Origin of the sequence: Streptomyces sp. NBC_00996, assembly GCF_045162675.1 — a bacterium.
Classification (GTDB): domain Bacteria; phylum Actinomycetota; class Actinomycetes; order Streptomycetales; family Streptomycetaceae; genus Streptomyces.
On sequence record NZ_CP108723.1, the window covers coordinates 1,452,986 to 1,471,650 of the forward strand.

General features: G+C 71.1%; 16 protein-coding genes and 1 pseudogene. 1 reads left to right on the forward strand and 16 read right to left on the reverse strand.

Going from position 1 to position 18,665, the window contains the following annotated elements; genetic code table 11:
- Positions 1 to 121: 121 nt before the first annotated feature.
- The gene (locus tag OG390_RS07075; protein WP_406177546.1) at positions 122 to 3,496 is read right to left on the reverse strand and encodes a pyruvate carboxylase; all 3,375 of its coding nucleotides are present in this window, start codon (positions 3,494 to 3,496) and stop codon (positions 122 to 124) included.
- Positions 3,497 to 3,726: 230 nt separating this feature from the next.
- Here OG390_RS07075 and OG390_RS07080 point away from each other — a divergent pair.
- A pseudogene (locus OG390_RS07080) lies at positions 3,727 to 3,902 on the forward strand (3-phenylpropionate dioxygenase); the annotation flags it as partial.
- 18 nt (positions 3,903 to 3,920) lie between these two features.
- On the opposite strand, the gene OG390_RS07085 reads toward OG390_RS07080, so the two are convergent.
- From OG390_RS07085 to OG390_RS07155, 15 genes are all read right to left on the reverse strand, one after another.
- On the reverse strand, positions 3,921 to 4,655 hold the full coding sequence (locus OG390_RS07085) for a hypothetical protein (RefSeq protein WP_406165919.1): 735 nt from the start codon (positions 4,653 to 4,655) through the stop codon (positions 3,921 to 3,923).
- Positions 4,656 to 4,673: 18 nt separating this feature from the next.
- The gene (gene lpdA / locus OG390_RS07090; RefSeq protein WP_406165921.1) at positions 4,674 to 6,074 is read right to left on the reverse strand and encodes a dihydrolipoyl dehydrogenase; all 1,401 of its coding nucleotides are present in this window, start codon (positions 6,072 to 6,074) and stop codon (positions 4,674 to 4,676) included.
- Between the two features lie 178 nt (positions 6,075 to 6,252).
- Positions 6,253 to 7,332 carry a hydrogenase expression/formation protein HypE gene (hypE, locus tag OG390_RS07095; RefSeq protein WP_406165922.1) on the reverse strand — a complete coding sequence of 360 codons (1,080 nt, stop codon included), beginning with the start codon at positions 7,330 to 7,332 and terminating at the stop codon, positions 6,253 to 6,255.
- A gap of 1 nt (position 7,333) precedes the next feature.
- Positions 7,334 to 8,458 carry a hydrogenase formation protein HypD gene (gene hypD, locus OG390_RS07100; RefSeq protein ID WP_406165924.1) on the reverse strand — a complete coding sequence of 375 codons (1,125 nt, stop codon included), beginning with the start codon at positions 8,456 to 8,458 and terminating at the stop codon, positions 7,334 to 7,336.
- Entirely contained in the window at positions 8,455 to 8,763 is a 309-nt protein-coding gene (gene hypC / locus OG390_RS07105; RefSeq protein WP_399088529.1) for a HypC/HybG/HupF family hydrogenase formation chaperone, read from the reverse strand. Before hypC ends, hypD begins: the two co-directional genes overlap by 4 nt.
- Positions 8,764 to 8,820: 57 nt before the next feature.
- On the reverse strand, positions 8,821 to 11,427 hold the full coding sequence (gene hypF / locus OG390_RS07110) for a carbamoyltransferase HypF (RefSeq protein ID WP_406165927.1): 2,607 nt from the start codon (positions 11,425 to 11,427) through the stop codon (positions 8,821 to 8,823).
- Positions 11,424 to 12,191, reverse strand: coding sequence for a hydrogenase nickel incorporation protein HypB (gene hypB / locus OG390_RS07115; RefSeq protein WP_406165929.1), 768 nt, complete (start codon positions 12,189 to 12,191; stop codon positions 11,424 to 11,426). The genes hypF and hypB overlap by 4 nt, the downstream gene beginning before the upstream one ends.
- Positions 12,192 to 12,194: 3 nt before the next feature.
- Positions 12,195 to 12,590: a hydrogenase maturation nickel metallochaperone HypA gene (gene hypA / locus OG390_RS07120; protein ID WP_406165931.1), complete on the reverse strand. Its 396-nt coding sequence runs from the start codon at positions 12,588 to 12,590 to the stop codon at positions 12,195 to 12,197.
- Positions 12,591 to 12,774: 184 nt separating this feature from the next.
- Positions 12,775 to 12,879, reverse strand: a complete 105-nt coding sequence (locus OG390_RS07125; protein ID WP_406165933.1) for a DUF6893 family small protein — start codon at positions 12,877 to 12,879, stop codon at positions 12,775 to 12,777.
- Positions 12,880 to 12,890: 11 nt separating this feature from the next.
- Entirely contained in the window at positions 12,891 to 13,478 is a 588-nt protein-coding gene (locus OG390_RS07130) for a hydrogenase maturation protease (RefSeq protein ID WP_406165935.1), read from the reverse strand.
- A complete protein-coding gene (locus OG390_RS07135) occupies positions 13,475 to 14,905 on the reverse strand; it encodes a hypothetical protein (RefSeq protein WP_406165936.1) in 1,431 nt (476 codons plus the stop codon). Before OG390_RS07135 ends, OG390_RS07130 begins: the two co-directional genes overlap by 4 nt.
- Positions 14,902 to 15,588, reverse strand: a complete 687-nt coding sequence (locus tag OG390_RS07140) for a DUF6084 family protein (protein ID WP_406165938.1) — start codon at positions 15,586 to 15,588, stop codon at positions 14,902 to 14,904. The genes OG390_RS07135 and OG390_RS07140 overlap by 4 nt, the downstream gene beginning before the upstream one ends.
- Positions 15,585 to 16,265, reverse strand: a complete 681-nt coding sequence (locus OG390_RS07145) for a DUF5947 family protein (RefSeq protein WP_406165940.1) — start codon at positions 16,263 to 16,265, stop codon at positions 15,585 to 15,587. Before OG390_RS07145 ends, OG390_RS07140 begins: the two co-directional genes overlap by 4 nt.
- Positions 16,238 to 16,837 carry a hypothetical protein gene (locus tag OG390_RS07150; RefSeq protein ID WP_406165942.1) on the reverse strand — a complete coding sequence of 200 codons (600 nt, stop codon included), beginning with the start codon at positions 16,835 to 16,837 and terminating at the stop codon, positions 16,238 to 16,240. The genes OG390_RS07145 and OG390_RS07150 overlap by 28 nt, the downstream gene beginning before the upstream one ends.
- On the reverse strand, positions 16,834 to 18,618 hold the full coding sequence (locus tag OG390_RS07155; RefSeq protein ID WP_406165944.1) for a nickel-dependent hydrogenase large subunit: 1,785 nt from the start codon (positions 18,616 to 18,618) through the stop codon (positions 16,834 to 16,836). Before OG390_RS07155 ends, OG390_RS07150 begins: the two co-directional genes overlap by 4 nt.
- Positions 18,619 to 18,665 lie beyond the last annotated feature (47 nt).

An 18,665-nucleotide genomic window follows, 5' to 3' on the forward strand; every position in this document is an offset into this window, starting at 1 on the left:
CCCTCCTCACGATCCGGCACATTCCCCCAGACTCGGGCGTCTCGGACGCGACGGCAATGGCTGTGCGCCGGTCAGGTCGGGGTACAGCCTCGGCTGTTCGACGACCGGCGCGAACCACGGCTCAGGCGATCTCGACCAGGAGATCGCCGCCCTCCACCTGCTGGATCTTGTTGATGGCGAGCCGGGACACCTTTCCGGCCTTCGGGGCGGTGATCGCGGCCTCCATCTTCATCGCCTCGATGGTGGCCACCACGGCGCCTTCCGCCACTTCGTCGCCCTCGGCCACCGCGAGCGTCACCACTCCGGCGAACGGCGCTGCCACCTGGCCGGGGTTGGCCCGGTCGGCCTTCTCGGTCGGCGGAACCTCGGAGGCCGCCGCGGTGTCGCGTACCTGGATCGGCCGCAGTTGGCCGTTCAGGGTGGACATCACGGTGCGCATGCCACGTTCGTCCGCCTCGCCGACGGCCTGCAGTTCGATGAGCAGCCGTACGCCGGGCTCCAGATCGACGGCGTACTCCTTCGCGGGGCGCAGCCCGTAGAAGAAGTCCTTGCTGTCCAGCACGCTGGTGTCGCCGAAGGTCTGACGGTGTGTGTCGAAGTCGCGCGACGGCCCGGGGAACAGCAGGCGGTTGAGCGTCGCGCGCCGCTCCTTCACCAGTCCCGTACGGTCCTCCGGTGTCAGCTCCTGCACGGGCTTGGGGTCGGCGCGGCCCGCCAGCGCCTTGGTGCGGAACGGCTCCGGCCACCCGCCGGGCGGATTGCCCAACTCACCGCGCAGGAAGCCGATCACAGAGTCGGGGATGTCGAACTTGTCCGGCATCGCCTCGAAGTCCTGCGGCGTCACTCCGGCGCCGACCAGATGCAGGGCCAGATCGCCGACCACCTTGGACGACGGGGTGACCTTCACCAGACGCCCGAGGATCCGGTCGGCAGCGGCGTACATCGCCTCGATCTCCTCGAAGCGGTCCCCCAGGCCGAGTGCGATGGCCTGGGTGCGCAGGTTGGAGAGCTGCCCGCCGGGGATTTCGTGGTGGTAGACGCGCCCGGTCGGCGAGGCCAAGCCGGCCTCGAACGGTGCGTAGATCCTGCGGACACTCTCCCAGTACGGCTCCAGGTCCCCGACCGCCTTCAGGTCAAGGCCGGTCGGCCGGTCGGAGTAGTCGGTCGCCGCCACGATCGCCGACAGCGACGGCTGCGACGTGGTGCCCGCCATGGACGCAACCGCGCCGTCCACCGCGTCCGCTCCGGCCTGGATCGCCGCGAGGTAGGTGGCGAGCTGGCCTCCGGCGGTGTCATGGGTGTGGACGTGCACCGGCAGGTCGAACTCGCGGCGCAGGGCCGACACGAGAGTCGCGGCGGCCGGGGCGCGCAGCAGCCCCGCCATGTCCTTGACGGCCAGGACGTGGGCGCCGGCGGCCACGATCTGTTCGGCCAGCCGGAGGTAGTAGTCCAGGGTGTACAGCCGCTCGGACGGGTCGGAGAGGTCCGCGGTGTAGCAGAGCGCGACCTCGGCGACCGCCGTTCCGGTCCCTCGCACGGCGTCGATGGCGGGCCTCATCTGCTCGACGTCGTTGAGGGCGTCGAAGATGCGGAAGATGTCGATGCCGGTGGCCGCCGCCTCCTGCACGAAGGCGTCGGTCACCTCGGTCGGGTAGGGGGTGTAGCCCACGGTGTTGCGGCCGCGCAGCAGCATCTGCAGGCAGAGGTTGGGTACGGCTTCGCGGAGTGCGGCCAGCCGCTCCCAGGGGTCCTCCGCGAGGAAGCGCAGTGCGACGTCGTACGTGGCGCCGCCCCAGCACTCGAGAGACAGCAGTTGCGGCAGGGTCCGCGCCACCACGGGGGCGACGGCGAGCATGTCCTTGGTGCGGACCCGGGTGGCGAGCAGCGACTGGTGGGCGTCCCGGAACGTGGTGTCGGTGACGCCGATGGTCGGGGCCTCGCGCAGCCATCGGGCGAAGCCCTCCGGGCCGAGCTCGGCGAGCCGCTGCCGGGAACCGGCGGGCGGTTCGGCGGTGGGCACGGGCGGCAATTTGGTGGTCGGGTCGATCAGGTCGGGCCGCTCGCCGTGGGGCCTGTTCACGGTCACGTCGGCGAGGTACGTGAGCAGCTTCGTGCCGCGGTCGGCGGAGTGCCGTGCGGTGAGCAGGTGCGGCCGCTCCTCGATGAACGACGTCGTGACCTGTCCGGCCTGGAAGTCCGGGTCGTCCAGCACGGCTTGCAGGAACGGGATGTTGGTGGCCACGCCGCGGATGCGGAACTCGGCCACGGCACGCCGGGCGCGGCCGATCGCGGTCTTGAAGTCGCGGCCCCGGCAGGTGAGCTTGACCAGCATGGAGTCGAAGTGCGCGCTGATCTCCGTACCGGCGTGGGTGGTGCCGCCGTCCAGCCGGATGCCCGACCCGCCCGGCGAGCGGTAGGCGCTGATCCTGCCGGTGTCCGGACGGAAGCCGTTGGCCGGGTCCTCGGTGGTGATCCGGCATTGCAGCGCGGCGCCCCGCACGGTGACGGTCTCCTGCGCGAGGCCCAGGTCGGCCAGCGTCTCGCCGGCGGCGATCCGCAGCTGTGCCTGCACGAGGTCGACGTCGGTGACCTCCTCGGTCACCGTGTGCTCGACCTGGATGCGCGGGTTCATCTCGATGAAGACGTGGTTCCCGTCGCGGTCGACCAGGAACTCCACGGTGCCCGCGTTGCGGTAGCCGATCTGCCGGGCGAACCTCACCGCGTCCGCGCACATCCGCTCGCGCAGCGCCGGGTCCAGGTTGGGCGCGGGCGCCAGCTCGATCACCTTCTGGTGGCGGCGCTGCACCGAGCAGTCGCGCTCGAAAAGGTGAATGACGTTGCCGCTCCCGTCGGCGAGGATCTGCACCTCGATGTGGCGGGGTTCGATGACGGCCTTCTCCAGGAAGACGGTCGGGTCGCCGAACGCGGACGCGGCCTCACGCGCCGCCGCCTCGATGGACTCCCGCAGCAGGGCGGGATCCTCGACGCGGCGCATGCCGCGCCCTCCGCCGCCGGCGACCGCCTTGACGAACACGGGAAAGCCGATGTCCTCGGCGGCACGGACGAGTTCGTCCAGGTCGGTGGAGGGCGCCGAGGAGCCGAGCACCGGTACGCCGGCCGCGCGCGCGGCGGCCACCGCGCGCGCCTTGTTCCCGGTCAGCTCAAGGGTTTCTGCGCTCGGCCCGACGAACGTGATGCCCGCCTCCTCGCACGCACGCGCCAGATCGGGGTTCTCGGACAGGAACCCGTAGCCCGGGTACACGGCGTCCGCACCGGCCCGACGCGCCGCACGGACGATCTCCTCGACGGAGAGGTAAGCCCGCACGGGGTGACCTGGCTGACCGATCTCATAAGCCTCGTCGGCCTTCAGCCGGTGCAGCGAATTGCGGTCCTCGTGCGGGAAGACGGCGACGGTTCGCGCGCCCAGCTCATAGCCGGCGCGGAACGCGCGAATCGCGATCTCACCACGGTTGGCGACCAGCACCTTGCGGAACATGCACAATCCCTTCAGCCTGCCGGTGACGAGGACCATGGTGTCGGTGACGCCTCCGCCGCGCCATGTGAGCCGGGCCACTCACCCTGTGGCATTGCGCCACAGGCTCCAGGCGAGCCCCAGTCCCGCGAGGGCGATCGCGACCCGTAGCGGCGTCTCGGGCAGCCGTCGCACGAGCGCCGGCCCCGTCCAGGTGTCCAGGAAGCAGCCGAGGCCGAGCGCGGCGGGGCCGGCAGCGTGACACCTGGCGCTTCCTCTGCAGGACGCTCATCGAGAAACGCCATGGGCACGTCCTCGAGCAGGACCGGGTGATGCTCGAGTCCATGCCCGCGGACGCCGACCAGCAGGAGTGGTCCGTCTGCGCCTTCTCTACCGGGCGCAGGCCGAAGCGCAGGCGTCCACAGGATGACCGTCCCCCGTTGCGCTGTCAGTGCAGGATGTTGACTGCCCGGGCGACCACCAGGACCACGGTCACCAGGGAGACCGAGGACTGCAGCATCATCAGCATCTTGGCCCAGCGCGACAGCGGCATCACGTCGGTCGGGCTGAAGGCGGTGGAGTTGGTGAACGACAGGTACAGGTAGTCCAGGAAGGCCGGCTCCCAGTCCGGCGGCGCGGCCTCCGGGCTCTGCATCTGCACGAAGAGGAAGTCGGCGAACTGGTGGTGCCCGCGGGCCCGCGCCATCGGGCCGCCGCGGTCCCACTCCCAGTACCACAGGGCGAACACGATGACGTTCGTCAGCCAGATGCCGCCGCCGGTCAGCAGCAGCGGCCCGGCGTCCTCCCCCTCGGCGCCGTTCACCAGGCCGGCCACCAGCTGGACCGCCGCCCAGCCGTTGGCCAGGCTGATCACGAAGATCAGGGCCAGGCCCAGCCACCGAAGCCACCGGGTCCGCGGCTCCACCCGCCGGGGGTTGGCCGCGATCAGGCCGGCCAGCAGCACCAACTCCAGGACCGGCAGCACCCAGTACGGCTGGAGGGTGAGCCGGTGCGGCAGCATCAGCTGGAGGGTGACCGCCACCAGGATCACGGCGGTCACCGCCCAACGCGGCTCACCCTGCGTCGCCCGGCGCCACGCGGGGGCCACTTCGCGCTCGTGGCTCTCCAGCAGCCGCTCGATCCTGGCCAGGCGGCTCTCGGCGTCGTCCATACCCTCGGTCATGGCGACGATTGTCCCGGGTCACATGTTGATCATGTGACCGGCCAGCCCGTGGATGGCCTCCTTCACCGCCTCGCCGAGCGTCGGGTGGCCGTGCACATTGCGCGCGACTTCGTGAACGGTCAGGTCCCACTGCTGAGCGAGGGTCAGCTCCGGCAGGAGCTCGGTGACTTCCGGGCCGATCAGGTGGGCGCCGAGGAGCTCGCCGTACCGGTCGTCGCTGAGGATCTTGACGAAGCCCGCGGTGTCGCCCAGACCGTGCGACTTGCCGTTGGCGGTGAACGGGAACTTCGCGACCTGGACGTCGAAGCCCCTTTCGCGGGCCTGCGCCTCGGTCCAGCCGAAGCTGGCGATCTGCGGCTGGCAGTAGGTCGCCCGCGGGATCATGATGTAGTCGAGCTCCATGGTCTCCGCGTCGGCGATCGTCTCGGCCGCCACGATGCCCATCGACTCGGCCGCGTGAGCGAGCATCAGCTTCGCCGTCACGTCACCGATGGCGAAGATGTGCGGGACGCTCGTGCGGCAGCGTCCATCGATGTCGATCGCCCCGCGGTCGGTGAGCTTCACACCGGTGTTCTCCAGGCCGTAGCCCTGCACGCGCGGCTGGAAGCCGATCGCCTGCAGCACCTTGTCGGCCTGTAGTGTCTGCCGCTGGCCGCCCGTGGTCACCATGACCTTGACGGAATCGCCCGAGTCGTTGATCGCCTCGACCCGGGTGGAGGTCAGCACATTGATGCCGAGCCGCTTGTAACGGCGGGTCAGCTCCGCCGAGACCTCCTCGTCCTCCAGCGGGACGATGCGGTCGAGGAACTCGACGAGGGTGACCTCGACGCCGTAGTTGTGCAGTACGTAGGCGAATTCGACGCCGATGGCGCCCGCGCCCGCGATGATGACGCTCTCCGGGAGCGTGTCGGACAGGATCTGCTCCTCGTACGTCACCACGCGCTCGCTGAGCGAGGTGCCGGGCAGCAGCTTCGTGGTGGCGCCGGCAGCGATGATGCAGTGGCCGAAGGTGACGGTTTCCGTGCCGCCGTCGGCGAGGGCGACCTGGAGGGTGTGGTCGTCGCTGAAGGTGCCGTGGCCGGTGTACTGGGTGATCTTGTTCTTCTTCATCAGGTAGTGGACGCCCTTGACGCGTCCGTCCGCCACCTTGCGGCTTCGGGTGAAGGCCTCGCCGTAGTCGAAGCTCACCTCGCCGGTCACCCGGATGCCGAAGGTCTTGGCCTCCTGCGTGAAGATGTGGGCCAACTCCGCGTTGCGCAGCAGCGCCTTCGAGGGGATGCACCCCACGTTGAGGCACACTCCGCCCCAGTACTTCTCCTCGACGACGGCTGCGCTGAGGCCGAGCTGGGCGGCCCTGATCGCCGCGACATATCCTCCCGGGCCGGCGCCCAGGACCACTACGTCAAAGTGTGCGCTCATGACGGCCAGCCTAGTACCCCGGCCGAAATCGGCGATCTTGCCGGTCGGGGGTGGCGCCCTCTCCGTCCGCTGCGGGCAGCGGATCCCCAGGACGAGGCGGGGCCGGCCCGGTCGTGGCCCGGCGGCGGGGAGACGCGGTCTCCGCGTCGTCTCCCCGCCGTCCTCGGCCGGCCGCGTGTCAGCAGATCCTGGGCAGTTGCTCCCCGATCGGCATGTCGACCACCCGAGTTCCGCCCAGCCCGGTGCGGGCCACCACCATGCCTGGATGGGCCTCGACCGCCTCGCCGATGATCCGGGATTCCCTGCCCAGCGGATGCGCCCGCATCGCGTCCAGTACGGCGTCGGCATGCTCGCGTGGGACGAAGGCCACCAGCTTGCCCTCATTGGCGACGTACATGGGGTCCAGGCCGAGCACGGCGCAGGCGTTGGCGACAGCGGGTGGGACGGGGACGTCGCGCTCCCGGATGACGACCCCCGTGCCGGACGCCGCCGCGATCTCGTTCAGCGCGGCCGCCAGCCCACCCCGCGTGGGATCGCGCAGTACGTGCAGGTCCGGGGTGACAGCGAGCATGGCTTCGACCAGAGTGCCGAGCGCCGCGCAGTCGCTCTCGATCTCCACTCCGAATTCCAGGCCTTCGCGGACGCTCATGATCGCCACGCCGTGCACGCCGATCGCGCCGCTGACGATCACGACATCGCCGGGAACGACCCGCTGCGGACGCAGATCGACACCCGCCGGGATGAGCCCGATGCCGGCCGTGTTGATGAAGATCCCGTCGCCGTGACCGGCCTCCACCACCTTCGTGTCGCCGGTCGCCACCTCGACACCCGCGGACCGGGCCGCCGCGCCGAGCGCCTCGGCCACGCGGGCGACGGTCTCCATCTCGACGCCCTCCTCCAGGATGAAGCCGCAGGAGAGGTAGGCGGCCCGGGCACCGCTCATGGCGAGATCGTTGACGGTGCCGTTGACGGCGAGGTCGCCGATGCTGCCGCCGGGGAAGAACAACGGCCGCACCACGAACGAGTCGGTGGAGAAGGCCATGCGGACACCGCCCAGCGACAGCGCCGCGGCGTCTCCCAGCTGGCCGAGCACCTCTCCGCCGAAGGCGGGCGCGAAGACGTGCTGGACCAGTTCGGCGGAGAGCGCCCCGCCCCCGCCGTGGCCCATGACGACACGGGACTGGTCGCGCAGTGGAGCCGGGCAGGTCCAGGCCGCGGGGTCGAGTACCGGCGTGCGCAGGCCGGTGGTTTCTGTCATCTCAGACAACGGGGCTCGCCTCCCGGGTCGCGGGCGTGAGGTCCAGGCGCCGGTAGAGGTAATACGCGGCGCAGGCGCCCTCGCTGGAGACCATGGTGGCTCCGAGCGGGGTGCGAGGTGTGCACAGGGTGCCGAACGCCTCGCACTCGTGCGGCTTGAGCAGCCCCTGCAGGACTTCGCCGCTGCGGCACTCGGCCGGTTCCCGGGTCTGGATGCCGTCGACCGAGAAGCGGTACTCGGCATCGTAGTCACGGTACTTCGGGGACAGCCGCCAGCCGCTGTCGGGGATCACGCCGATGCCCCGCCAGGACCGGTCGGTGACTTCGAAGACGTCCTCCAGCATGGCCCTCGCGGCCGGGTTCCCTTCCGGGCGGACGGCACGGGGGTAGGCGTTGTCGACGGTGTGTTCGCCGCGCTCCAGCTGCGCCACGGTCCGGCGTACCCCTTCGAGGATGTCCAGGGGTTCGAAGCCTGTGACGACGATCGGGACGCGGAAGCGCTCCGCCAGTTCCGGGTACTCCCCCACACCCATCACGCTGCACACGTGCCCGGCCGCCAGGAAGCCCTGGACCCGGCAGCTCGGGGACCGCATGATCGCCTCGATGGCGGGTGGTACGCGCACATGGGACACCAGCAGACTGAAGTTCGGGATGCTGAGCCTGCGGGCCTGATACACCGTCATCGCGTTGGGGGGCGCGGTCGTCTCGAAGCCGATGCCGAAGAACACCACGTCCCGGTCCGGGTTCTGCTGGGCGATTCTCAGGGCGTCGAGCGGCGAGTAGACAACCCGTACGTCTCCGCCCGCGCCGCGCACCTGGAAGAGGTCCCGTCCCGTGCCGGGCACGCGGAGCATGTCACCGAAGGAACAGAAGATCACCCCCGGCCGGGAGGCGATCTCCAGCGCCTTGTCGATGACCTCCAGCGGAGTCACGCACACAGGGCAGCCGGGGCCGTGAATCAACTCGACCTGGTCCGGCAGGAGTTGGTCGATGCCGTGCCGGATGATGGTGTGCGTCTGGCCGCCGCAGACCTCCATCAGCGCCCACGGCCTGGTGACCGTCGAGTGGATGTCGTCGAGCAGCCGGCGCGCCAGGTCCGGGTCCTGGAACTCGTCGATGTACTTCACTTCCGCGCCTCCTCTCCCGCGGTCGGCAGGGCTGCGCCCGCTTCCGCGGCCATCTCCCAGGGGTCGCCGAACTCTTCCTGCAGCATGCCGAGGGTGGCGAAGAGTTCGAGCGTCTGCTTGGCCGACTCCTCGTCCAGGCGCTGCAGGGCGAAGCCGACGTGGACGATGGCGTACTCGCCGACCTGGAGGTCGGGCAGGTACTCCAGGCACACCTCCTTGACCACACCGCCGAAGTCGACGTTGGCCATCCGGGTGCCGTCACGCTCCTCGATGTCGAGCACTCTGCCGGGTACCGCCAGGCACATGGGCCTCTCCTCGCTGTGGGTCGTGCGTCATCGCCCGGCGCCGCCGGGCCGGTTCGTTCAGTCGGTGGCTCGGGGGCGGTCCGCGGCACGCGCGGCGACCACGAGCTGGCCGAGAGCCAGACCGCCGTCGCCCGGCGGGACCAAGTGGTGGCGCAGGACCGTGAAACCGTCCGCGGCCAGCGCCGCCGCGCAGGCCGATGAGAGCAGGGCGTTGGCGAAGACCCCGCCGGTCAGGGCGACCGTCTCCAGTTCGTGCCGCTCGCGCGCCAGCACGCAGATGCGGTGGACGAGACCGGTGACGGCCCGGTGGAAGCGGGCCGCGACCAGGGCCGGCCCCGCGCCCGCGCGCAGATCCTCGACGACGGCCGCCAGCACGGGTCCCGGATCCGCCACGAAGGGTGCCTGATGCGCCGGAACCGGCGCGGTATCCGTCCGTGTCGCGACGCCGCCCGTCGGCTGCGGGCCGGTGACCGCCCGGAGCGCGCCGCCGCCCGGCTCGGCTGCGACTGCCCTCCACGGCACGCCGCCCGTCCTGCCGCGCCCGGAATCAGCGCGTCGCGTTTCTCCCCCGAACCCGGAGCCGGTGGACGCGCGCACCGCACTGTCGTCCGGCCCGGCCTCCCGTACCGCGAACGCGTACGCGACGCTGTCCTCGGCGGGCGCCCTCAGCGCGGCGGCCTCCAGTTCGACCGCCGCCTGGGCTTCGTATCCGGCCCGGTGGCAGACGCCCGCGAGGGAGGACACGGCGTCGAAGAGCCGACCCATGCTGGAGGTGGGAACGCAGTTCAGATCACGCTCCAACTGCCGTTCCAGCACGAGGCGTTCATCGGGCGGGCAGGCAGCGACACAGGCGAGCTCGTCCGACCAGCCGATCCCGGCAGCCCGCAGGTGCGCGAGCGCCATGCGGTACGGCCGCTGCACCGCGGCGTCGCCGCCGGGCAGCGGCACGTAGGCGAGATGCCCGAACCGGGTGAAGCCGTCGTAGTCCGCGAGCAGGATCTCGCCGCCCCACACCGCTCCGTCGTCCCCGTAGCCGGTGCCGTCGAAGGCGACACCGATCACCGGCCGACCGCCGTCCATTCCGCGTTCGGCCAGCGCGGCGGCGACATGGGCGTGATGGTGCTGGACGCGTACGACGGGTCGGCCCGCCGCGTTCCGGTCGGCCCAGCGCGCCGAGCGGTACCCGGGATGCCGGTCGGCCGCCAGCAGTTCGGGACGTACTGGAGTGATCGACTCCAGTTGCGCCGTGGCGCGCTCGAAGGCCCGCTGGGTGGCGAGGTCGTCCATGTCCCCGATGTGGGCGGAGAGCCAGGCCCGGCGGCCTTCGCCGAGGCAGAACACGTTCTTGAGGTCCCCGCCGACGGCCAGGGCCGGGCGCACGGGCACCGGAAGGGTCAGCGGCAGGGGCGCGTAGCCGCGGGCACGGCGCACCAGCAGCGGCTCTCCGTCGCACACGCGCACCACGGAGTCGTCGCACGGCACATGGATCGGCCGGTCGTGGGTGAGCCATCCGTCGGCCAGGGGCGCCAGCCGCTCCATCGCCTCCTCGTCGTCGGTGACGATCGGCTCGCCGGCCACGTTGCCACTGGTCATGACGAGCAGCCGGGGGCCCTCGGGGTCGCCGGACAGGCCGAACAGCAGGTGGTGCAGGGGGGTGTACGGCAGCATGACACCGAGGTCGGGGCTGCCGGGTGCGACCGACTCGGCCGGACGTGGTGCCCCCGGCGCGACCAGTTCCTCCATGCGGCGGCGCAGCAGCACGATGGGTCTGGTCGCACCGGCGAGCAGGCTCCGCTCCTCGGGGCCGAGCCGGACGAGGTGTTCGATGTCGTCGAGACTCCGGGCCATGACGGCGAACGGCTTGTCCCCCCTGGCCTTTCGGCGGCGCAGCAGGGCGACGGCCGCGGGATCCGTCGCATCGCAGGCCAGGTGGTAGCCGCCCAGTCCCTTGACGGCGAGGATCGCGCCGCTCGCCAGGAGTCTGCGTGCCTCGGCGACGGGATCCGCTTGCGAGGGCACCTCTGTCGCTGGCCCGCCCAGGCCCGCCCGGGGGACGAGCAGGCGCAGCCGCGGGCCGCAGGCCGGGCAGGCGAGGGGTTGCGCGTGAAACCGCCGGTCGGCCGGATCAGCGTACTCGCGGGCGCAGTCGGGGCACATCGGGAAGCCGACCATGGTGGTGTCGGCCCGGTCGTAGGGCAGGCCGGTGACGATCGTGAACCGGGGGCCGCAGTGCGTGCAGTTGATGAAGGGGTGGCGATGGCGCCGGTCGGCGGGATCGGCGAGTTCGCGCAGGCACTCGGCGCAGGTCGCGGTGTCCGGGGGGATCAGCGTCCCGGCCGGTCCGTCCGTGCGGGAGGCGAGGATGGTGAACGCGGCGTCCCCGGTGACGGGCACCTCCTGGTGGTCGACGGAGTCCACCCGGGCCAGCGGCGGCGCCTGCGGGGCGATCCGGTCGCAGAACAGGGCCACCGCCGCGGGGGTTCCCTCGACTTCCGCGATGACGCCCTCGGGAGTGTTGGTCACATGCCCGGACAGGTTCAAGCCGGTGGCGAGGGTGTAGACATACGGCCGGAAGCCGACACCCTGCACCACGCCGCGCACGGTGACCCGACGGCGCAGCGGCGCCTCCGCGGCGACCGCGGTCGAGAACTGAGGAGCGCTCACGAGCAGGACTGCGCCATGGCGCCGGTGCCGTGCGGCTGTTCATGGGTGTGATGGTGGGCGTGCGCGGAGACGTCGGGCCTACGCGCCATGACGGGAGCGTGGAGGGGGGATCCGTTCGCGGCCGCCGTCGCCCGGTCGAGCAGGGCGCCGACGCCCCGGTCCCGGCGGGCCGAGGTGAGCAGCACCTCCACTCCCGGGTTGACCCGCTCGACGTTCGCGCGGAACGCCCCCTCGTCGAACTCGACGGCCTCGGCGATGTCGGTCTTGGTGACCACCACCAGGTGGGCGAGGCCGAAGGCGGTGGGGTACTTCAGCGGCTTGTCCTCGCCCTCCGTGACCGAGGCGAGCACGACTCTCAGGGTCTCCCCGAGGTCGTAGGAGGCCGGGCAGACGAGGTTGCCGACGTTCTCCACGAACAGCAACCGGGTGCCGTCGGGCAGCCAGCCCTCCAGGTGGCGGCCGAGCATTCCGGCCTCCAGGTGGCACAGCCCGTCCGTGAGGACCTGCTTGACCGGGACGCCCGAGCGCGCCAGGCGCTCCGCGTCGTTCTCGGTGGCGAGGTCGGCGGTCAGTGCCGCCACCGGCACGGACCGCTCCCGGGCCAGCACCAACTCCCGTTCCAGCAGGGCGGTCTTGCCGCTGCCGGGGCTGGACAGCAGATTGACGACCGTGGTGCCGCGGGCCGCAAGGCCGGCGCGCAGGGTGTGCGCGGTCGCGTCGTTCTTGGCCAGGACGGCCTGCTGCAGGTCGACCACACGGCACATGGTTCAGCGCTCCTCGGGGATCGGTTCGCGGGTGAGTGCGTGCGTCGGGCCGTCCTCCCAGTGCACGCTGACGATCTGCAGTTCACGGCCGGACAGCAGGTCGGTGGTGGCTCCGCCGCACCGCGGGCAGGTCAGCAGGGGCGGCATGCCGACGGCCCATTCGTGTCCGCACGGAGCGCAACGGGCCTGGCCCGGCACAGCGTCGGTGACCAGTTCGGCACCGTCCAGCACCGTCCCGGCGCAGGCCAGTTCGAAGCAGAAGGACAGGGCATCGGGTACGACACCGGCCAGTTCGCCCACCTGAAGCCGCACCGAGCGCACGGCCGTGATGTCGCCGGCCCGCTCCGCCGCCTCTTCCACCTGGCCGATCACCGCCAGCGCGATGGACATCTCGTGCATCGGTCTCCGTCCCGGCGAGACCGCTCTCCACCGACCGCCATCGAGCCGATCGGCCTGTCGGGCAGGCGTCCGCCGCCCCTCATTAGAGAGGAGGCGGTACCGGGCGGCGGACCGGCACGCCGTCGCCGCCCGGCCGCCTACGCCGTTCGCCGCAATGGCCGACGCCCTCGGGGCGGGCATCGGATCACATACAGCGCATGCGCAGATAGCGCCTGATGTCGGGCAGGGACTGCACGACGACGACGGCGACAGCGGCGGCCAGCGTGCCGACGACGAGGGTCTTGATCATTCCGTGTCTCCTCACTTGCCGGCGCCGCCGGCCGTGGCCCGCGGCGCGGGCTCTCCCGGCTGGTCGGCCCGCAGCAACTCTTCGATCAGCCGGACGGCTTCGGGTACGGCGGCGGAGACCGGCGGGCTGAGCCCGATGCCCTCCGCCACCGACGCGGGTTCGCATCCCACCACCAGCGTGCGCCGCGGCGGCTGCCCGCCGGTTCCGGCACAGAGCGTGCCGAGCAGCGCGAGCACGGTGTCGGGAGTCATCCGGTGGCCGTCGAGCGCGCCGTGCGGCTCGCCTCCGCCGGTGGTCTCGTGCTTGATCACGTAGAGCGTGCCGGGATCCTCGCCCCGCGCGGTGGCGTCCACCAGGATGAGGGTGTCGTAGCCGTCGAGCACCTGGTAGGCGAGGTGCACGCCCCGTACGCCGATGTCCACGGCCTCGACGTGCGGGGGCAGTTGCCTCCCGGCGAGTACGCGTACGACGTCGACGCCGAAGCCGTCGTCCCCGAGGAAGATGTTTCCGATACCGGCGACGAGTACCCTGCCGCTCTCCTGGCGGGGCGGGTCCGGGGCAACACGCTCCTGGCAGGACGGGTCCGCGTGAAGGCTCATGCGCCGTCCTCCAGCGGTGTGACCTCGTCGGGCTGGAAGTACAGGAAGCGTCCCTGCTCTCGGCGGATGTCGGCGCCCGGGTCGTCCTCCACCGTCACCGCCAGGTGCACCGCACCGTCCACGTCGTGCAGGACGGCCTCCACCTTCGCTGTACGCCCCATCAGGAACAGGTCCTGCGCGTCGGTGCGCCGCAGTCCCGGTCGCAGCAGCACCCGGCTTCCCGCCCCCAGCGACCGGCCCTCGACGACGACCCGGTCGTGTCCCGGGTCGAAGCCGGCCTCGCTCGCCGGGTCCCACCACGGGGTGTCCGGACGCCGCACGCCGTACTCGTCGGGGAACCCGGTCGCGGCCGGAGCGGGGGCCGATCCGGTCACCTCCCGCAGGCTGCGCACCGCTCCGTGCAGGCGCTCCAGGACCTCGGGGGGCATCGAGTCCGCAAGGTCGATCACTGCGGCCGCACGTTCGTCGGTGCCGCGTGCCTCGCGCTTCTCCTCGTCGGTGAGGGCGGCCGTACGCAGCGCGAGGATCTCGTCGATCTCGGTGGCGTCGTACAGGGCACCGGGGCTTTCCGGAGCGATGGCCGGGTGGTCCTCCAGGATGATCGGTGAGGAGAGCAGTACATCGGCGCGGCCGGGTTCGCCGGCCAGTACGGGCCAGGTGTGCAGATTGCGGCAGGACGCGATCGCGCCCTTGGCCCACTCGGGGGGATCGGTCATCGACAGGAACGACCCGGCGCTCAGTCCCATGAGGAGGTGGGAGGCCACCAGGGAGCGCGGGAGGGCGGCATCCCGGTCGGCGGCGCGGCCGTCCGGGGGTGTCCAGGTGCTGGTGTTCTCGACCACGGCAGTCAGCCGCAACGCCCGGTAGGGCCCGTCGAGTTCGCACGCCGACAACCGGAGTGCGCCGCTGATCTCCTCGTAACGGCGGACCGTGCGGCCGACGAGGCGCCCGGCATCGTCGAGGATTGGCTCGCTGTCCTCCCCGGCGGGGCGTTCGAAGGGGATCGTGACCCCGTCGCCCATGAGTTCGTCCACCGGCACGACCGCCTCGATGCGCTCCTCCGTTCCCTCGTCCCAGGGGGCCAGGATCCGGTCTCCGAGCCGGAGTTCGGCGACTGTGTCGAAGCCGCCGTCCGGGCGCGCCTGTTGCACCGTACGACGCCGGGCGCGCAGGAAGCGCAGCTCGACCGCCAGGGTGGCGGCCGCCCGCGGTTCCATCAGGCATTCGGTGTGCTGGAAGTCGTGCTCCTCGCACGCGGCGCCCCAGGCGGGCGGTACGAGTACGCCGAACTGCCAGCGCAACCGGTTCTTGGCCGCCGAGGCACGGTAGGGGTAGAGCACATAGCCCTCGAAGAGGACGGCGTCGGCCACCTGCCGGGCGACGGCGAGGCGTTCCTCGGTCTCCGGGGCGAACGCGGTCACGCTCACGGAGCGGTCCTTCCGGTGATTCTGGTCAGGGCCGAACCCTGCCGTGGCGGGGCTGCCGTGCCCGCCTCGTCGAGCAGGGCCCGCACGGTCGCCTCCCAGGAGGGCAGCGCCCGTCGTGAGCGGAAGGCGAGCAGGGCGTCCATGGTGTCGCGGGGCAGCCGGATCCAGCCGCAGCCGGGGAAGTGCTGCTCGACCATCTCCCGCCAGATCGCGACCGGCATCCGGAAGGCCGCCTCCCGGTCCCAGGGGACGGGTTCGACGCGAAAGCCGCCCGCTCCGGTGAACGCCGTGCCCGAGAAGAGCATCAGCAGGGGCACCTCGCCGCCGGTGAGCGCGGCGAAGTAGCGGGTCGCGGCGATGTCCATGTCGTAGGTACAGGGCACGACGAGGTCCGTCTCGGTCTCCCCGGTGAAGGCGGGGACCATGACGGAGACCTGGGCGAACTGCACCGGATGGAGAGTGCTGCCCCAGCGCGAGCGCTCGCCGAAGAGGTCGGCGAGAGCGCCGGCCTCGGCTGCCTCGTAGCCGCGCCGGGCGGGCTCGATGCGGATCTGGCAGCGCAGCGCCAGGGCGTGCACCGGTTCGTCGCCGGTCGCGGTGATGCGCAGCCGGAACACCAGGGTGGGTCCGGCGGCGTACCGGTCGGCGCGTACACCGGTGCAGGCGAAGGAGAACTCGGTCACGCCCGGCTCTCCTTCTCCACGGTGCGGGCGCGCTGCCCGACCTGCTCGAAGAACGCGTCGAGCGCGGCGCGGGCCTCGGCCCCGCCGTCGAAGCCCTGCCACAACAGGCGCATCCGGCCGACCAGTTCGTAGCAGATGTCGATCGGTACGAGATAGCACGCGCAGCGGCCCTCGGTGCGGCGCAGCAGCAGCGCTTCCACATCGGGTTCGAGCAGCTCGGCGAGGCGACTGTCTCCGAGGACGGTCGCCCAGGTCGCCGGTTCGAGCTCGCTCTCGGTGGCCCCGGCCGGACTCGGATAGAGGGCCACCAGCCGGTCGAGCGCGGCGTTGCGGAAGAAGAACGCGACACCGACGGGGATCTGCAGTGCCTCCCAGGCACCGTCGTCGAGGTGGTGGTCCGGGTCGACGAGACAGCGGTCCGGCACCAGACGGAAGCGGCCCATGGCGGCACCCGGTTGCTCCATCAGCAGGGCGCAGGACGGGCAGGCGCAGACGATGGCCCGTTTCTCGGTGTCCACCAGGTGCCGGTGGTGCGCGTCGTCCACCGCCACCGCGCACAGCCCGCACCGCTCCGGTTGCGGCTGACGCCCGGTCAGGAATCGGCGCAGTCCAGAGCCGCGGGTGGCCCGGCCGGGGGCGAAGGACGCGCTCACGGGGTCTTCGCCGGAGCGGGACATGCGCCGGCGCGAGTGCCGGGGCCGACGCCGATCTGCAGCAGTGCGGGCTCCCTGGGCGTCACCGCGGACTGCACTTCGACGCCCGTGACCTCCGGCGCGAAACAGGCGAGCGCGTCCTCGGCCGCCTGCTGGGCCGTCGTACCGCCTGCGGCGCAGCCGCATCCCGCGGCGGCGGCCGCCCGCAGCCGGAGTGTCCCGGTCGACTCGTCGAAGTCCACGACCTCCAGGTCGTGTTCGCGGACGCTGTCGAGCGCCCTGCCGATACGGGTCGTCCGGTCCTCTGGATGGAGGTCGTGCAGGACGAGGAGGCCGGCGACCAGTTCGTCGCCGAGCAGGGCCGGCACGGGGGCGGCACCGCGGTTCTCAGGTGCGGACAGCAACTGGAGCATCCGGGCCAGGCCCGCCCCGTAGAAGTCCATGAGAGCCTGCACCAGTTCCTCGGCCGCCGCGCGGGCGGCCGGGTCGCCGGTGGCGGCGAGCCGGTCGAGCACGTCCTCGATCCGCCGCCCGGTCTGCACCGCGTCCACTGCCTGTGCCGCCTTCGCCGGGTCGATCGTGGTGCCCGCGCTCATCCGCCCAGCCCGCTCAGGCCGGTGGGCACATGCATCTTCTGTACGGTCTTGCCGCCACCGACGTACATGTGCACGCCGCAGGGCAGACAGGGGTCGAAGCTGCGGACGGCGCGCATGATGTCGATGCCCTTGAAGTTCTCCGGGGTGTTCTCCTCGAAGATCGGCGTGTTCTGTACCGCATCCTCGTACGGGCCGGGCGTGCCGAAGGTGTCCCTGGTGCTGGCGTTCCACGGAGTGGGCGGGTACGGGTGGTAGTTGGCGATCTTGCCGTCGCGGATCACCATGTGGTGGGAGAGGACACCGCGGACGGCCTCGGTGAAGCCGACGCCGATGCTCTCGTCGGGCACCTCGAACTTCTCCCAGGTCTGGGTGCGTCCGGCCCTGACCTCCTCCAGCCCCTTCTCCGCGAAGTGCAGAGCGACGGCGGCGGTGTAGGCCTGGAAGTAGGTCCGCGCCCGGTTCCGCTCGAGCGCGTTGCTCCACTTCGGGATCTTCCACTCGAAGGTGGCCTCGGGCTTGGTCATGGTGCGGGGCAGGTTGATGACCACGCTGTTGCCGGTGGCCTTCACATAGCCGGTGTCGACGAGCCCGGACAACGCGGTGGACCACAGGCGGGCGATGGGCCCGCCGCCGGTGTCCAGGGCGAGGTGGTCCTTGCCGTCGAACCAGCGGGGCGACATGACCCAGCTGTACTTGTCGTCGAAGTTCCGCTTCTGCGGGGCGGGGATGGTGTGCTGGTTCCAGGGGTGGCGCGGGTCGACCGGGTTGCCGAGCGGGTCGTGGGTGACGAACTGCTCCTGGCCCTGCCAGTCCTCGTAGTAGGAACTGCCCAGCAGGATGCGGATGCCGAGGTTGATCTCGGTGAGGTCGTTGGTGACGAGCTTGCCGTCCACGATGATGCCGGGGGTAACGAACATCCGTCGGCCCCAGTCCGTCATGTTGGCGTAGGTGAAGTCGCAGTACTCGGGGTCGTTGAGCGCTCCCCAGCAGCCGAGCAGGACCCGTCGGCGCCCCACTTCCTCGTATCCGGGCAGCGCTTCGTAGAAGAAGTCGAAGAGGTCGTCGTGCAGAGGGACGACGCGCTTCATGAACTCCACATAGCGCATCAGGCGGCTGAGGTAGTCCGTGAAGAGCTGTACGGAGGCGACGGTGCCCACGCCACCGGGGTAGAGCGTGGAGGGGTGCACATGGCGTCCCTCCATGAGGCAGAACATCTCCCGGGTGTAGCGGCTCACCTGGAGTGCCTCGCGGTAGAACTCGCCCTCGAGGGGGTTCAGGGACCGCATGATGTCGGCGATCGTGCGGTAGCCGTGCTCCCCGGCGTGCGGCGCCTCGGTGCGCTCGGCGAGCTCGAGGACGCCGGGGTTGGTCTCCTTGACCATCTTCTCGCAGTAGTCGACCCCGACCAGGTTCTCCTGGAAGATGTTGTGGTCGAACATGTACTCCGCGGACTCGCCGAGGTTGATGATCCACTCACCGAGGTTCGGGGGCTTCACGCCGTACGCCATGTTCTGCGTGTACACCGAACAGGTGGCGTGGTTGTCACCGCAGATCCCGCAGATGCGGCTGGTGATGAAGTGGGCGTCGCGGGGGTCCTTGCCGCGCATGAAGACGCTGTAGCCACGGAAGACGGACGAGGTGCTGTAGCACTCCGCGACCCGCTTCTGCTTGAAGTCGATCTTCGTGTGGATGCCCAGGCTGCCCACGATCCGGGTGATCGGGTCCCAGGCCATCTCCATCAGGCCGCTACCGTCACCGGCCGCCTTCGTCGTCGGTGCCATCGTCTGGGTCGTGCCCTTCTTCGCGTGGGTGTTCCGGGAGGGTGTGG

Coding starts and splice junctions, on each gene's coding strand:
- OG390_RS07125 (WP_406165933.1), bottom strand. CDS start 12,879: ATGATCAAGACCCTCGTCGTCGGCACGCTGGCCGCCGCTGTCGCCGTC.
- OG390_RS07155 (WP_406165944.1), bottom strand. CDS start 18,618: ATGGCACCGACGACGAAGGCGGCCGGTGACGGTAGCGGCCTGATGGAG.
- OG390_RS07130 (WP_406165935.1), bottom strand. CDS start 13,478: ATGAGCCTTCACGCGGACCCGTCCTGCCAGGAGCGTGTTGCCCCGGAC.
- OG390_RS07075 (WP_406177546.1), bottom strand. CDS start 3,496: ATGTTCCGCAAGGTGCTGGTCGCCAACCGTGGTGAGATCGCGATTCGC.
- hypB (WP_406165929.1), bottom strand. CDS start 12,191: ATGTGCCGTGTGGTCGACCTGCAGCAGGCCGTCCTGGCCAAGAACGAC.
- hypE (WP_406165922.1), bottom strand. CDS start 7,332: ATGACAGAAACCACCGGCCTGCGCACGCCGGTACTCGACCCCGCGGCC.
- OG390_RS07145 (WP_406165940.1), bottom strand. CDS start 16,265: ATGTCCCGCTCCGGCGAAGACCCCGTGAGCGCGTCCTTCGCCCCCGGC.
- OG390_RS07085 (WP_406165919.1), bottom strand. CDS start 4,655: ATGACCGAGGGTATGGACGACGCCGAGAGCCGCCTGGCCAGGATCGAG.
- lpdA (WP_406165921.1), bottom strand. CDS start 6,074: ATGAGCGCACACTTTGACGTAGTGGTCCTGGGCGCCGGCCCGGGAGGA.
- hypC (WP_399088529.1), bottom strand. CDS start 8,763: ATGTGCCTGGCGGTACCCGGCAGAGTGCTCGACATCGAGGAGCGTGAC.
- hypA (WP_406165931.1), bottom strand. CDS start 12,590: ATGCACGAGATGTCCATCGCGCTGGCGGTGATCGGCCAGGTGGAAGAG.
- OG390_RS07150 (WP_406165942.1), bottom strand. CDS start 16,837: ATGAGCGCGGGCACCACGATCGACCCGGCGAAGGCGGCACAGGCAGTG.